Here is a 14344-nt window from a genome sequence, read left to right on the forward strand (position 1 = left end):
AAGCCCCTCCCACATTTGGATCGCATTTCAATCATCAACCTGTTTGGCCGCAGGCAAGGTGAAACCCGACACCGACCTGCGCAACTGGCTGGCCATCTTCGCCAAGTTGCCGATGCTTTCGGCGGTAGCGGTGGAGCCCGATGACGTCTGCGTGGTGATCTGCTGGATCACGTTCATGGTCAGGGAGATCTGCCCCGCCGATGAGGTCTGTTGCTGCGCCGCGTTGGAGATGCTCTGGATCAGCGCGGCCAGGGTTTTCGATACGCCTTCGATCTCTTCCAGCGCCACCCCGGCGTCCTGGGCCAGCCGTGCACCGCGCACCACTTCGGTGGTGGTCTGCTCCATGGAAATGACGGCTTCGTTGGTGTCGGCCTGGATCGCGCGCACCAGGGTTTCAATCTGCCGGGTGGCCGCCGACGAACGTTCGGCCAGCCGCTGCACTTCATCGGCCACCACCGCAAAGCCGCGCCCGGCATCCCCGGCCATGCTCGCCTGGATCGCGGCGTTGAGGGCGAGGATGTTGGTCTGGTCGGCAATGTCGTCGATCAGGCTGACGATGTCGCCAATCTCCTGGGACGACTCGCCCAGGCGCTTGATGCGCTTGGCGGTGTCCTGGATCTGTTCGCGGATGTTGTCCATGCCGTGGATGGTGTTGTGCACCACCTCGTTGCCTTTGTTGGCGATTTCCACCGAACGTTCCGCCACCGCCGAGGACTCGGCCGCGTTGGCCGACACCTGGTCGATGGACTGGGCCATCTGGTTGATCGCGGTGGAGGCTTCGGCGATCTGCTGGGCCTGATGCTCGGAGGCCTGGGCCAGGTGCATGGCGGTGGCCTGGGTCTCTTGCACGGCGCCCGCCACTTGCCCGGCGGTGAGATTGATGGTGGCCACCAGGTCGCGCAGCTGGTCCACGGAATAGTTGATGGAGTCGGCGATGGTGCCGGTGAAGTCTTCAGTCACCGAGGCGGTCACGGTGAGGTCGCCGTCGGCCAGGTCTTCGATTTCATCGAGCAGGCGCATGATCGCGTTCTGGTTGCGCTCGTTCTTCTCGGCGGTCTCGTGCAGTTGGCGGTTGGTTTCGCGCACCATCACCAGGCCGATCAGGATGATCGAGGCCAGCGCCAACAGGCCCAGCACATAGCCGCCGATGGTGTCGAAGCTGCGTCCGCTGGCGAGGTTTTCAAAACCGGTGGCCAGGTGCGAGGCTTCATCGAGCAGGGTTTGCGACAGGTTGAAAATATTGCTCGCCGAGGCGCGGACCTGGAACAGCTGGGGCGAGGTTTCGAGAATTTCATCCACGGAGCCGGAGACAAACTCGAACAGCTCGGCGATTTCCGCCAGCCGCGCGCGGGCATCGCGGTCTTCTACCTGAGTGATGCGCAGCCCGGGGTTGCCGTTGAGCATGCCATTGAGCACCTGCCCGAAGCGATTGGCATCGCGGCCAAAGGTGTCGGCGGCCTGGACGGCGGTTTCGTCACCGGCCAGCACCGTGTTGACCGCGCCCAGGATACGCTCGGCCAGCAGCGACTGGCGCTGGGCCAAGGCCACCTGGCTGGCCGGCGCGCCGCGTTGCAGCAGGATGTCGACGACCTTTTCCGACTCCATCTGCAATTGCGGTACGGTTTCGGCGAGGGTCGCGGCCACTTGGTGCAGGGACAGCACGGTCTGTTCGCTGGCGAGGATCGCGTCGGTGTTTTTCAGCAGCGCCTCCCAGTCGGTCTGCACCGCGCGCATTTCGGCACGGACCGCACTGGGCGCAGCGGGCAGGCCGGTTTCCGGGTCGCCTTTTTTCAGGTAGCCCCAGCGTCGGGCAAAGTCGTTGCGCGCATCGCCCAACAGCTTGAATGCGGCGGCCTTGCCGGCGGCGGCCTCGGTAGCGTTCTTGGCAATGCGTTGGGACAGCACGCGCAGTTCACCGGCGTGGCCGATGTACTGCTTGTCATAGGTGGACTGGGTGTTGAGGTAAGCGAAGTTGGCGAACAGCAGCATGATGAATACGATCAGCGCGATAAACAGCACGATGATCTGTGAACGGCTGCGTGAGCCGGCCTGGGGTTTGGGCGTAGTAGCGGTGGTCATGCGGCGACATCCATGAAGCCAGGGGCCTGGGCCAGGGCGAAGGGGCTGAAGACCTGCCACAGCGGCTCGCCGTCGAATTGGCCCTGGATAAATGGCGCGCCGGGGCTGGGGCTCACCAGCAAGGCGTCTTGTGCAAAATGCTGCATCCCCACCACCTCGTCTACCAGCAGCCCGACAAACAGATCGTTGTATTCCACCACCAGCACCCGCCGTTGCTTGCGCGCCTTGGACAGCTCAAGGCCAAGGAAGCCGCCGAGGTCCATCACCGGCAGCAAACGCCCGCGCAGGTTAGCAACACCCTTGACCCAGGCCTTGACCCCGGGCATTAAAGTGCAGCGCGGCTCATGCAGGACTTCGGCGACTTCGCCCATGGGCGCGACATACCAATGCTGCCCCAGGCGAAAGCCAATCCCGCTCCAGCGTTGCAGGCGGGTTTCCTGGGATGGCAGGTCGGCGGCCAGCAGGCGGCAGCGGCGGTCGATGTCCAGCAGCAACTCGAAGGCGGTTTGCGACTCGGTCATGATGGCGTGCCGTCAGCCGGCCAGCACCTTGTTCAGGGTGGCAATCAGGGTTTCCTCGTCCACAGGCTTGGTCAGGTAATCCTTGGCACCCTGGCGTGCGCCCCAGATCTTGTCGGTCTCCTGATCCTTGGTGGTGATGATGATGATCGGGATGCCGTTGGTTTCCGGCTCCTTGGACAGCTGGCGGGTGGCCTGGAAGCCATTGAGGCCCGGCATCACGATGTCCATCAGCACGGCGTCGGGCTTTTCCTGGCGGGCCAGGGCCACGCCGTCGGCGCCGTTCTCGGCCTTGAGGACCTGGTGGCCGTGCTTTTCCAGCATGCCGGTCAGTTTGTACATTTCGGTCGGCGAATCGTCGACGATCAGAACACGTGCCATGGTTTTCCCCACTACATTGGTCGGCGCCGGCCCTTGTGAGGCGGCGTCAGTGTGCTTGTTCCACTGCGGCGAACCCGGGCACATAGGCCTTGATCGCACTCAGCAGTTCTTCCTTGCTGAAAGGCTTGGTCAAAAACTGATCGACACCCACGATGCGCCCCTTGGCCTTGTCGAACAGACCGTCCTTGGAGGACAGCATGATCACCGGGATCGACTTGAACACCGGGTTGTTCTTCACCAGGGCGCAGGTCTGATAGCCATCCAGGCGCGGCATCATGATGTCGACAAAGATAATGTGCGGGTGATGATCCACAATCCGGGCCAGGGCATCGAAACCGTCGATGGCCGTGATGACATCGCAGCCCACGTTCTTCAACAGCGTCTCGGCGGTGCGGCGGATCGTCTTCGAATCGTCGATCACCATCACTCTCAAGGCGTTGGAATGCTGTTCCATATCTGCTCTACCATCGCCACAGCGAATCGGTTTTCGGTGTGTACTGCCTGATGTTGCACAGGATGAGCGCCGCAGGCCTTGGAATTCAAGGGCTGCTGCGCCGTGGCAGTCTTTTTAGCACAGTCTCGGGGAGCAATCTATCGAGGCACCCGCCCGGTGGTTTTTCCTTGACCCACAACAGCCGCAGCGCCACTCTGACGCCACTTTTATGCGCCCCAATTTTGCTAGAGGAAATCCCCCATGAGCGTTCGCGTCGGCATTGTCATGGACCCTATCGCCAGCATTTCCTATAAAAAGGACAGCTCGCTGGCCATGCTCCTGGCCGCCCAGGCCCGCGGCTGGAGCCTGTTCTATATGGAGCAGCGCGACCTTTACCAGGGCGACGGCGAGGCCCGTGCACGCATGCGCCCGCTGCAGGTGTTTGCCAACCCCGAGAAGTGGTTCGAACTGCAGGACGAAATCGACAGCCCCCTGAGCGACCTCGACGTGATCCTGATGCGCAAGGACCCGCCGTTCGACATGGAGTTCGTCTACTCCACCTACCTGCTGGAGCAGGCCGAGCGTGCCGGCGTGCTGATCGTCAACAAGCCGCAAAGCCTGCGCGACTGCAATGAAAAGCTGTTCGCCACGTTGTTCCCGCAGTGCACGCCGCCCACCGTGGTCAGCCGTCGTGCCGACGTGCTGCGTGAATTTGCCGCCAAACACGGTGATGTGATCCTCAAGCCGCTGGACGGCATGGGAGGCACCTCGATCTTCCGTCACCGCGCCGGCGACCCGAACCTGTCGGTGATCCTCGAAACCCTGACCGCCCTGGGCACCCAGCAGATCATGGGCCAGGCCTACCTGCCGGCGATCAAGGACGGCGACAAACGCATCCTGATGATCGACGGCGAGCCGGTGGATTACTGCCTGGCGCGTATTCCGGCGGCAGGCGAGACCCGTGGCAACCTGGCAGCAGGCGGTCGAGGCGAAGCGCGGCCGTTGTCCGACAAGGACCGCTGGATCGCCAGCCAGGTTGGCCCGACCCTGCGGGAAAAGGGTTTGCTGTTTGTAGGCCTTGACGTAATTGGGGAAAATCTTACCGAAATCAATGTCACCAGCCCGACCTGCATTCGCGAGATCGATAACGCATTTGGCACGAACATCGGCGAAATGTTGATGGCCGCCATCGAACGCAAGCTGCAGGCCAACTGATATAGAACAGCCGGACACATACCAACATTGCGCTATCATGCCCGACCTGTGAAACGCGCGATGTTGGTTTTCTTGTCATGACACTCCCGTCCGATCTGCCCTCCGAACTCTCCCACAGCGGCGTGCGCCCGGCTGATCGGCTCGGATTTACCCTGTTTCTCGCGGCATTGATTCACCTGGCCTTGATCCTCGGCGTGGGTTTCACCATGGTCGAGCCCAAGCAGATCACCAAGACCCTGGAAATCACCCTCGCCACGTTCAAGAGCGAAAAGAAGCCCGAGAAGGCCGACTTTCTCGCCCAGGACAACCAGCAGGGCAGTGGCACCCTGGACAAGAAGGCGATCCCCAAGACCACCGAAGTGGCGCCCTTCCAGGACAACAAGGTCAATAAGGTCACACCGCCGCCGGCGCCCAAGCCTGAAGTCAAACAGGCCACGCCCAAGCCCACGGTGACCACCGTCGCACCCAAGCCGCAAAAAGCCCCAGTCCAGCGCGAGAAAACCAAGACCGAACCGCAACCCGAGCCCGTGAAGCCGGCGCCGACGTTCGACAGTTCGACACTGTCCGACGAAATCTCCAGCCTGGAAGCCGAACTGGCCCATGAACAACAGCTGTACGCCAAGCGCCCACGCATTTACCGCCTGAACGCCGCCTCGACCATGCGCGACAAGGGCGCCTGGTATAAGGACGAGTGGCGTAAGAAGGTCGAGCGCATCGGTAACCTCAACTACCCGGAAGAGGCACGGCGCCAGCAGATCTACGGCAATTTGCGTCTTTTGGTGTCGATCAACCGCGACGGCACCTTATATGAAGTGCAGGTGCTGGAATCGTCCGGTCAGCCGCTGCTGGACCAGGCGGCCCAACGCATCGTGCGCCTGGCCGCGCCCTTTGCCCCGTTTACCGGGGACTTGAACGATGTGGACCGCCTGGAAATCATCCGCACCTGGAAGTTTGCCAAGGGTGATCGCCTTTCCAGCAACTGAACGCGCCGTCCTACAGAAAAGCCGACAGCACGGTATTCGGGTCACGTCCAGCTTGTCAGTTCGCCCCTCCAACGCCACACTAGCGGACATGAAAAATGTCAGCCCGACCTACCTCAAGCACCAATTCCTGATCGCCATGCCCCATATGGCCGACCCGAACTTTGCGCAGACCTTGACCTACATCGTCGAGCACACGGCCAATGGTGCCATGGGGTTGGTGGTGAACCGCCCGCAGGCGCTGAACCTGGCCGATATCCTTGAACAACTGCGTCCGGAGGTCGACCCGCCGGCCCGTTGCCAGGGCGTGCCGATCTACATCGGCGGGCCGGTGCAGACCGATCGCGGCTTTGTGCTGCACCCCACCGGGCCGAAGTTCCAGGCCACGGTTGACCTGGACGGAGTCTCGCTGTCCACCTCCCAGGACGTGTTGTTCGCCATCGCCGACGGCGTGGGCCCTGAGCAAAGTGTGATCACCCTGGGTTACGCCGGCTGGGAAGCCGGACAGCTGGAAGCCGAACTGGCCAGCAATGCCTGGCTGACCTGCCCGTTCGATGCCGACATCCTGTTCAACACCGCAAGCGAATTGCGCCTGGAAGCCGCCGCGGCCAAGCTGCGGGTCAACCTCAGCCTGCTGACCAGCCAGGCGGGGCACGCCTGATGGCCTTGCGTTTGATCCTCGGCTTTGACTACGGCACCAAGCAGATCGGCGTAGCGGTCGGCCAGGTCATCACCGGCCAGGCCCGCGAGCTGTGCACCCTCAAGGCCCAGAACGGCATACCGGACTGGAACCAGGTCGAAGCCCTGATCAAAGAGTGGAAGCCCGATGCCGTAGTGGTCGGCCTGCCCCTGAACATGGACGGCACCCCCAGCGACATGTGCCTGCGCGCCGAAAAGTTCGCCCGCCGTCTTAATGGCCGCTACAACCTGCCCTTCTATACCCACGATGAACGCCTGACCACCTTTGAAGCCAAGGGCGAGCGCCGTGACCGTGGCGGCCAGAAAGGCAGCTACCGCGACAACCCGGTGGACGCCATCGCCGCCGCCTTGCTGTTACAGGGCTGGCTGGACGAAAACACTGCTTTATTTGAATCCTGACTGACGCGGCTTGCCGCGTCTTCTTACGTTTGAGCCCGGACCTTGTCGTCGCCCCCGCCGCGCAAGGCCTTGAAGGAGCCACCATGAGCCTGCCAAACCCCGCCGAACTGATCCGCCAGATGGCGGTTAGCCTCAAGACGCACCTGGAACACCGTGGCATCAGCGAACCGCGCTTTATCGGCATTCGCACCGGTGGTGTGTGGGTCGCCCAGGCGTTGCTGGACGAACTGGGCAGCGACTCACCCTTGGGTACCCTGGACGTGTCCTTCTACCGCGACGACTTCAGCCAGAACGGCCTGCACCCGCAAGTGCGCCCGTCCGCCCTGCCGTTCGAGATTGAAGGCCAGCACCTGGTGCTGATCGACGATGTACTGATGAGCGGCCGTACCATCCGCGCCGCCATGAATGAATTGTTCGATTACGGGCGCCCGGCCAGCATCACCCTGGTCTGCCTGCTGGACCTGGAGGCAGGCGAACTGCCCATCAGCCCGGACGTGGTTGGCGCCACGCTGTCCCTTGAGGCCAGCCAGCGAGTAAAATTGTCCGGTCCCACGCCGCTCGAACTCGAACTGCAAGACCTTGCCCTTTAAACCGCCTTGTAAAGAGTCCCCGCGATGACGCCTCTAGATGCCAAGCGCCCGCTGCAGCTCAATGCTCAGGGCCAGTTGCAACACTTCTTGTCCCTCGACGGTTTGCCCCGCGAACTGCTCACCGAAATCCTCGACACCGCCGACTCGTTCCTCGAGGTTGGCGGCCGGGCGGTGAAGAAAGTCCCGCTGCTGCGCGGCAAGACCATCTGCAACGTGTTCTTCGAGAACTCCACCCGTACACGGACCACCTTTGAACTGGCGGCCCAACGGCTGTCGGCCGACGTGATCACGCTGAACGTGTCCACCTCGTCGGCGAGCAAGGGCGAGACCCTGCTCGACACCCTGCGCAACCTGGAAGCGATGGCCGCCGACATGTTCGTGGTGCGCCACGGCGACTCCGGTGCCGCCCACTTCATTGCCGAGCACGTGTGCCCGCAGGTGGCGATCATCAACGGCGGCGACGGCCGTCACGCCCACCCGACCCAGGGCATGCTCGACATGCTCACCATACGCCGGCACAAGGGCAGCTTTGAAAACCTCTCGGTGGCCATCGTCGGCGACATCCTGCACTCGCGGGTGGCACGCTCGAACATGCTGGCCCTGAAAACCCTGGGTTGCCCGGACATCCGCGTGATCGCACCGAAAACCCTGCTGCCCATCGGCATCGAGCAATACGGCGTGAAGGTCTACACCGACATGACCGAAGGCCTCAAGGATGTGGACGTGGTGATCATGCTGCGCCTGCAACGCGAACGCATGTCGGGTGGCCTGCTGCCGAGCGAAGGCGAGTTCTACCGTCTGTTCGGCCTGACCACCGCACGCCTGGCCGGCGCCAAGCCGGACGCCATCGTGATGCACCCGGGGCCGATCAACCGAGGCGTGGAGATTGAGTCGGCGGTGGCCGACGGCAGCCAGTCGGTGATTCTCAACCAGGTCACGTATGGCATCGCCGTGCGCATGGCGGTGTTGTCCATGGCCATGAGCGGACAAACCGCGCAACGTCAATTCGAGCAGGAGAAGGCCCAGTGAAGCTCAGCATTCTCGGCGCCCGAGTCATCGATCCGGCCAGTGGCCTGGATCACGTTACCGATCTGCACCTGGAGGCCGGCCGGATCATCGCCATCGGTGCCGCGCCCGGTGCTTTCAGCCCCAGCGAGACCATCGACGCCAAAGGCCTGGTGGCCGCGCCCGGCCTGGTGGACCTGAACGTAGCCCTGCGCGAGCCGGGCTTCAGCCGCAAAGGCAATATCACCAGCGAGACCCGCGCGGCCGCAGCCGGTGGCGTCACCAGCCTGTGCTGCCCACCGCACACCAAGCCGGTGCTCGACACGTCGGCCGTGACCGAGCTGATCCTCGACCGTGCCCGTGAAGCCGGCAATTGCAAAGTGTTCCCCATCGGCGCCCTGAGCAAAGGCCTGGAAGGCGAACAACTCGCCGAACTGATCGCCCTGCGCGATGCCGGTTGCGTGGCGTTCGGCAACGGCCTGGAGAGTTTCCGCAGCACCCGCACCCTGTGCCGCGCCCTGGAATACGCGGCCACCTTCGACTTGACGGTGATCTTCCACTCCCAGGACCGCGACCTGGCCGAAGGCGGCCTGGCCCATGAAGGTGCGGTCGCCAGCTTCCTCGGCTTGCCGGGCATTCCGGAAACCGCTGAAACCGTAGCCCTGGCCCGTGACCTGCTGCTGGTGGAACAAAGCGGCGTGCGTGCGCACTTCAGCCAGTTGACCAGTGCCCGGGGCGTGGCCCTGATCGCCCAGGCCCAGGCCCGTGGCCTGCCGGTGACGGCAGACGTGGCGTTGTATCAGTTGCTGCTGACGGATGAGGCGCTGATTGACTTCTCCAGCCTTTACCACGTGCAACCGCCGCTGCGCACACTGGCCGATCGTGACGGTTTGCGTGCGGCAGTCAAATCCGGTGTGATCTCGGCGATTTCCAGCCACCACCAGCCCCATGAGCGCGATGCCAAGCTGGCGCCGTTCGGCGCGACGGAGCCGGGCATCAGCAGCGTGGAGCTGTTGCTGCCGCTGGCGATGACGTTGGTGGAAGACGGTTTGCTGGACCTGCCGACACTGCTGGCGCGCCTGAGCGCAGGCCCGGCCGAGGCCTTGCGCCTGCCGGCGGGCAAGCTGGCGGTGGGGTCGGCGGCGGATCTGGTGCTGTTTGACCCGGCCGGCTCCACGGTTGCGGGCGAGCACTGGCTGTCCAAGGGTGAGAACTGCCCGTTCATCGGCCATAGCCTGCCGGCGAGCGTGCGCTACACCTTGGTGGATGGGCGCATCAGCTACCAGGCTTGAGCCATTAAAAACTGTAGGAGCGAGCTTGCTCGCTTCTACAGGTTATTTATGATCTACCGGCCGCCGTTGCGCTCGGCATTGCGGATCGAAACCTGGGTATTCAAGGTCCAGAAGTCATACAGCACCCCCACCAGGAACAAGCCGCCGGTCAGCAGGTAGATCAGGCCGGTGATCCATTTGCCCTGGTACATGCGGTGCACGCCGAACACCCCCAGGAACGCCAACAGAATCCACGCCACGTTGTATTCGATTGGCCCAGCGGTAAAACGCAGGTCCGCTTCACGGTCCATGGCCGGAATCAGGAACAGGTCGATCAGCCAGCCGATCCCCAGCAAGCCGAGGGTGAAAAACCAGATCGTTCCAGTGACCGGTTTGCCGTAATAGAAACGATGGGCCCCGGTAAACCCGAAAATCCAGAGCAGGTAACCGATCACCTTGCTGTGGGTGTCTTGCTGCGGACCAACCTGTTGATAGGTGTTCATGGCGTACCTCTTTTGCTTCGATAGATAAATTTTTTCACTTTCTTTGTGACTTTTTTACAGGCGCCCGACGTACGGCAAATGGTATCTTCCCTCCCCTGAAAGCCTTATGCCACCTGACTTGTGTAGGACAATCGCGGCGAATCGTCGCGTTTTTCCTGAGTTTGACCCCAAGGTTCAGTCGACAAACGGCCTGAGAACGACACAAAAAGCTGTTATAAAGTTGCGCGCAAACCCATAAGAGCCACGCCTGATGCGACCATTTTTAAAGACATGGCTAACCATTTGCCTATTAATGCCACTGGCCGCCCACGCCACCAATCGTGAGCAACGACTTCCGAACGTCAACGGTTTCACCCCTAAAGTCCACAGCGCGCCCAGCACTGCCAAATCGGCAAAGCCAACCGTCAGCCGCCCGACTCAACTGAGCAAGGCCCACGGTAAAGCAGTTCCAGGCCTGATGGCAGTCAACACCAGGCAAAGCAGCACCGTCCTCAGCCGCGCCGTAAACGTGCTCGGTACGCCTTATCGTTGGGGCGGCAGCAGCCCAAGTAAAGGGTTTGACTGCAGCGGCCTGGTGAAATATGCGTTTAACGACGTAGCGGCCGTGGATCTGCCGCGCACCTCCAACGCCATGGCCGCCGGTCATGGGCAGAAGGTTGAGCGCAAGGACCTGAAACCGGGTGACCTGTTGTTCTTCAAACTGAAGAGCCGCCAGGTGAACCACGTAGCCATCTACCTGGGCAACGACCGCTTCATCCACGCACCGCGTCGTGGCAAGTCGGTCAGCATCGACACGCTGAAAAAGCCGTTCTGGGACAAGAACTACGTGATTGCCAAGCGGGTTCTGCCGAAAGAGCAGAACACCTTGCGGGTAGTACAACGCTGATCTGAAGCTGGAATGCAGTAGTACATGTGGGAGGGGGCTTGCTCCCGATAGCAGTGGGCCAGGTACAGATAAGCTGACTGATCCACCGCTATCGGGGCAAGCCCCCTCCCACATTTGATGTGTGTCGTTCACAACCCCTCAGATATCCCCAGGCACCCTCGCCTTCTCCCGCGCCTCTTCCCGGCTGATCACGCCTTCCGTGACCAACGCCTTCAAGCTCATATCCAGCGTTTTCATACCCAGCGCACCGCCGGTCTGAATCGCCGAGACGATCTGCGCCACCTTGTCCTCGCGGATCAAGTTACGAATAGCCGGCGTGCCCAGCATGATTTCATGGGCCGCCACCCGCCCGCCGCCAACCTTCTTGACCAGCACCTGGGACACTACCGCCTGCAACGATTCCGACAGCATCGAGCGGACCATGGCCTTTTCCCCCGCCGGGAACACGTCCACCAGCCTGTCCACGGTCTTTGCCGCCGAGGTGGTGTGCAGGGTGCCAAATACCAGATGCCCGGTCTCAGCCGCCGTCAGGGCCAGGCGGATGGTTTCCAGGTCGCGCAGTTCGCCCACCAGGATCACATCAGGGTCTTCGCGCAGCGCCGAACGCAAGGCCAGCGAGAAACTGTGGGTGTCGCGATGCACCTGGCGCTGGTTGATCAGGGCGGTTTTCGGCGTGTGGATAAACTCGATGGGGTCTTCCAGCGTGAGGATGTGCTGGCGCCGATGCTGGTTGAGGTAATCGATCATCGCCGCCAGGGTAGTGGACTTGCCGGAGCCGGTGGGGCCCGTCACCAGCACCAGGCCGCGCGCAAGCTGGGCGATACGCTGGAACACTTCCCCCAGGCCGAGGTTTTCCAGGCTCTGGACCTCGGCCGGGATGGTGCGAAACACCGCGCCCATGCCGCGATCCTGCTGGAATACGTTCGCCCGGAACCGCGCCACGCCCGGCAACTCGAAGGCAAAATCCGTTTCAAGAGATGTTTCGAAATCCTTTTGTTGGTAGCGGTTGAGCAACGGGCTCAATAAATCCGCTACTTGCGGGGGTGAAAGCACCGGCCAATCCAACGGCCAGACCTCACCATCAATACGCAGCATGGGCGCCATACCGGCCGACAGATGCAGGTCGGAAGCGCCGCGACGCACGCCGGCCTCCAGTAATTCAGTGATATCCATAGGGCTTTCCATTTCCAGTAGAATGCCGCGGACTCCATATCCACGGGCGCATCTTGAATGTCGACGATAGCAGACAACATCGGCCAGGTTAGCCAGCGCATCCGCGCCGCAGCCGACGCCGTGCAACGTGACGCAAACAGTATCCACCTGCTGGCCGTGAGCAAGACCAAACCTGCCCAAGCCGTGCGTGAAGCCTATGCCGCCGGGGTGCGTGATTTTGGCGAAAACTACCTGCAGGAAGCCCTGGGCAAGCAGGCCGAATTAACCGACCTGCCCTTGAGTTGGCACTTCATCGGCCCCATTCAATCGAACAAGACTCGCGCCATCGCCGAGAATTTCGCCTGGGTGCATTCCGTGGACCGTCTCAAAATTGCACAACGCCTGTCCGAGCAACGCCCGGCCGACCTGCCACCGCTGAATATCTGCATCCAGGTCAATGTCAGTGGCGAGGCCAGCAAGTCCGGCTGCACCTCCGCCGACCTGCCGGCGCTGGCCAACGCCATCAGCGCCCTGCCGCGCTTGAAGCTGCGGGGCCTGATGGCGATTCCCGAGCCGACGGACGATCGGGCCGAACAAGACGCCGCGTTTTCCAGCGTGCGCGACCTGCAAAACAGCCTGAACCTGCCGCTCGACACACTTTCCATGGGCATGAGCCACGACCTTGAGTCGGCCATCGCCCAGGGCGCCACCTGGGTGCGGATCGGTACCGCCCTGTTTGGCGCCCGCGACTACGGCCAGCCATGAAATGGCTGACATCCATCTAAGTAAGGACCTGTCATGAGCAACACGCGTATTGCCTTTATCGGCGCCGGCAACATGGCGGCCAGCCTGATCGGCGGCCTGCGGGCCAAGGGCCTGGAAGCGGCGCAGATCCGCGCCAGCGATCCGGGCGCCGAGACCCGTGCCCGCGTCAGCGCCGAGCACGGTATCGAAACCTTCGCCGATAACGCCGAAGCCATCCAAGGTGTCGATGTGATCGTGCTGGCGGTCAAGCCACAGGCCATGAAGGCCGTGTGCGAAAGCCTGCGCCCAAGCCTGCAGCCGCACCAACTGGTGGTGTCGATCGCCGCCGGCATCACCTGCGCCAGCATGAACAACTGGCTCGGCGCGCAACCGATCGTGCGTTGCATGCCCAACACCCCGGCGCTGCTGCGCCAGGGTGTGAGCGGTTTGTACGCCACCCACGAGGTGACCGCCGAGCAACGTGACCAGGCCCAGGAACTGCTGTCCGCCGTGGGCATCGCCCTGTGGCTGGAACAGGAGCAGCAACTGGACGCGGTCACCGCCGTGTCGGGCAGCGGCCCGGCTTACTTCTTCCTGCTGATCGAGGCCATGACCGCCGCCGGCGTGAAACTGGGCCTGCCGCAGCAAGTCGCCGAGCAACTGGCCGAGCAAACCGCCCTGGGCGCCGCGAAAATGGCTGTCTCCAGTGAGGTGGACGCTGCCGAGTTGCGCCGCCGCGTCACTTCCCCCGGCGGCACGACGCAGGCTGCCATCGAATCGTTCCAGGCCGGGGGCTTTGAAGCCCTGGTGGAAAAAGCACTGGGTGCCGCAGCACATCGGTCGGCTGAAATGGCCGAGCAGCTGGGCAAATAGTCGTCCCCCTACGAAGGAATAAATGATGCTTGGACTCAATGACGCCGTCATCTTCATCATCCAGACCTTGGGCAGCCTGTACCTGCTGATCGTGCTGATGCGTTTTATCCTGCAACTGGTGCGGGCGAACTTCTACAACCCGCTGTGCCAATTCGTGGTGAAGGCCACCCAACCGCTGCTCAAGCCCCTGCGCCGGGTGGTCCCGAGCATGTTCGGCCTGGACATGTCGTCGCTGGTGCTGGCGCTGCTGCTGCAGATCCTGCTGTTCGCGCTGGTCCTGATGCTCAAGGGCTACCTGCCTTACACCGTGCTGCTGTTGCCGTGGGCACTGATCGGGATCTTCTCGTTGTTTTTGAAGATCATCTTCTGGTCGATGATCATCAGCGTGATCCTGTCCTGGGTCGCGCCGGGTAGCCGCAGCCCAGGTGCCGAGCTGGTGTCTCAGATCACCGAGCCGGTGCTCGCGCCGTTCCGCCGCTGGGTGCCCAACCTGGGCGGCCTGGATATTTCGCCGATCTTCGCGTTTATCGCGATCCAGCTGATACAAGGCTGGGGCATCCCGTACCTGGCTGACTTCGCGAACATGCCGAAGGAACTGTTCGGACTGATCTGACAG

The 14344-nt window shown here is 62.4% G+C and carries 17 protein-coding genes; 11 read left to right on the plus strand and 6 right to left on the minus strand.

The features are described from left to right. Positions 1-27: 27 nt before the first annotated feature. From FX984_RS17345 to pilG, 4 genes are read right to left on the minus strand one after another with little or no spacing between them, the layout of a single operon-like run. The gene (locus FX984_RS17345) at positions 28-2079 is read right to left on the minus strand and encodes a methyl-accepting chemotaxis protein (RefSeq protein ID WP_027606079.1); all 2052 of its coding nucleotides are present in this window, start codon (positions 2077-2079) and stop codon (positions 28-30) included. Then, the gene (locus FX984_RS17350; protein WP_027606080.1) at positions 2076-2600 is read right to left on the minus strand and encodes a chemotaxis protein CheW; all 525 of its coding nucleotides are present in this window, start codon (positions 2598-2600) and stop codon (positions 2076-2078) included. The genes FX984_RS17345 and FX984_RS17350 overlap by 4 nt, the downstream gene beginning before the upstream one ends. 12 nt (positions 2601-2612) lie before the next feature. Further along, on the minus strand, positions 2613-2978 hold the full coding sequence (gene pilH / locus FX984_RS17355; protein ID WP_014720320.1) for a twitching motility response regulator PilH: 366 nt from the start codon (positions 2976-2978) through the stop codon (positions 2613-2615). 46 nt (positions 2979-3024) lie between these two features. Continuing rightward, positions 3025-3432, minus strand: a complete 408-nt coding sequence (gene pilG, locus FX984_RS17360; RefSeq protein ID WP_027606081.1) for a twitching motility response regulator PilG — start codon at positions 3430-3432, stop codon at positions 3025-3027. Positions 3433-3672: 240 nt separating this feature from the next. Here pilG and gshB point away from each other — a divergent pair, with 240 nt between their 5' ends. The 7 genes from gshB to FX984_RS17395 all read left to right on the plus strand — a co-directional run bounded on the left by gshB (position 3673) and on the right by FX984_RS17395 (position 9591). Continuing rightward, positions 3673-4626 carry a glutathione synthase gene (gshB, locus tag FX984_RS17365; RefSeq protein ID WP_027606082.1) on the plus strand — a complete coding sequence of 318 codons (954 nt, stop codon included), beginning with the start codon at positions 3673-3675 and terminating at the stop codon, positions 4624-4626. 77 nt (positions 4627-4703) lie between these two features. Next, positions 4704-5609, plus strand: a complete 906-nt coding sequence (locus FX984_RS17370; protein ID WP_027606083.1) for an energy transducer TonB — start codon at positions 4704-4706, stop codon at positions 5607-5609. 88 nt (positions 5610-5697) lie between these two features. Next, a complete protein-coding gene (locus tag FX984_RS17375) occupies positions 5698-6267 on the plus strand; it encodes a YqgE/AlgH family protein (RefSeq protein ID WP_027606084.1) in 570 nt (189 codons plus the stop codon). Continuing rightward, positions 6267-6704: a Holliday junction resolvase RuvX gene (ruvX, locus tag FX984_RS17380; protein ID WP_005792259.1), complete on the plus strand. Its 438-nt coding sequence runs from the start codon at positions 6267-6269 to the stop codon at positions 6702-6704. The genes FX984_RS17375 and ruvX overlap by 1 nt, the downstream gene beginning before the upstream one ends. Before the next feature lie 83 nt (positions 6705-6787). Beyond that, the gene (gene pyrR, locus FX984_RS17385) at positions 6788-7294 is read left to right on the plus strand and encodes a bifunctional pyr operon transcriptional regulator/uracil phosphoribosyltransferase PyrR (protein WP_027606085.1); all 507 of its coding nucleotides are present in this window, start codon (positions 6788-6790) and stop codon (positions 7292-7294) included. A 24-nt stretch (positions 7295-7318) separates the two neighbouring features. Continuing rightward, entirely contained in the window at positions 7319-8323 is a 1005-nt protein-coding gene (locus FX984_RS17390) for an aspartate carbamoyltransferase catalytic subunit (RefSeq protein ID WP_027606086.1), read from the plus strand. Further along, positions 8320-9591, plus strand: coding sequence for a dihydroorotase (locus FX984_RS17395; protein WP_027606087.1), 1272 nt, complete (start codon positions 8320-8322; stop codon positions 9589-9591). The genes FX984_RS17390 and FX984_RS17395 overlap by 4 nt, the downstream gene beginning before the upstream one ends. Positions 9592-9644: 53 nt before the next feature. Here FX984_RS17395 and FX984_RS17400 read toward each other — a convergent pair whose 3' ends face one another. Next, a complete protein-coding gene (locus FX984_RS17400; protein WP_027606088.1) occupies positions 9645-10073 on the minus strand; it encodes an NINE protein in 429 nt (142 codons plus the stop codon). A gap of 250 nt (positions 10074-10323) precedes the next feature. Here FX984_RS17400 and FX984_RS17405 point away from each other — a divergent pair, with 250 nt between their 5' ends. Continuing rightward, positions 10324-10959 (plus strand): C40 family peptidase, encoded by a 636-nt coding sequence (locus tag FX984_RS17405; RefSeq protein WP_027606089.1) that lies wholly within the window; start codon positions 10324-10326, stop codon positions 10957-10959. A 138-nt stretch (positions 10960-11097) separates the two neighbouring features. On the opposite strand, the gene FX984_RS17410 is transcribed toward FX984_RS17405, so the two are convergent. Continuing rightward, positions 11098-12132 carry a type IV pilus twitching motility protein PilT gene (locus FX984_RS17410; protein WP_092355676.1) on the minus strand — a complete coding sequence of 345 codons (1035 nt, stop codon included), beginning with the start codon at positions 12130-12132 and terminating at the stop codon, positions 11098-11100. Between the two features lie 57 nt (positions 12133-12189). Here FX984_RS17410 and FX984_RS17415 point away from each other — a divergent pair, with 57 nt between their 5' ends. From FX984_RS17415 to FX984_RS17425, 3 genes are read left to right on the plus strand one after another with little or no spacing between them, the layout of a single operon-like run. After that, on the plus strand, positions 12190-12876 hold the full coding sequence (locus FX984_RS17415) for a YggS family pyridoxal phosphate-dependent enzyme (protein ID WP_027606091.1): 687 nt from the start codon (positions 12190-12192) through the stop codon (positions 12874-12876). Positions 12877-12909: 33 nt separating this feature from the next. Next, a complete protein-coding gene (gene proC, locus FX984_RS17420; protein ID WP_027606092.1) occupies positions 12910-13728 on the plus strand; it encodes a pyrroline-5-carboxylate reductase in 819 nt (272 codons plus the stop codon). A gap of 25 nt (positions 13729-13753) precedes the next feature. Beyond that, positions 13754-14341: a YggT family protein gene (locus FX984_RS17425; RefSeq protein WP_027606093.1), complete on the plus strand. Its 588-nt coding sequence runs from the start codon at positions 13754-13756 to the stop codon at positions 14339-14341. Positions 14342-14344: the final 3 nt, after the last annotated feature.

The sequence above is a fragment of the Pseudomonas marginalis genome (assembly GCF_008692035.1).
Taxonomy (GTDB): domain Bacteria; phylum Pseudomonadota; class Gammaproteobacteria; order Pseudomonadales; family Pseudomonadaceae; genus Aquipseudomonas; species Aquipseudomonas marginalis.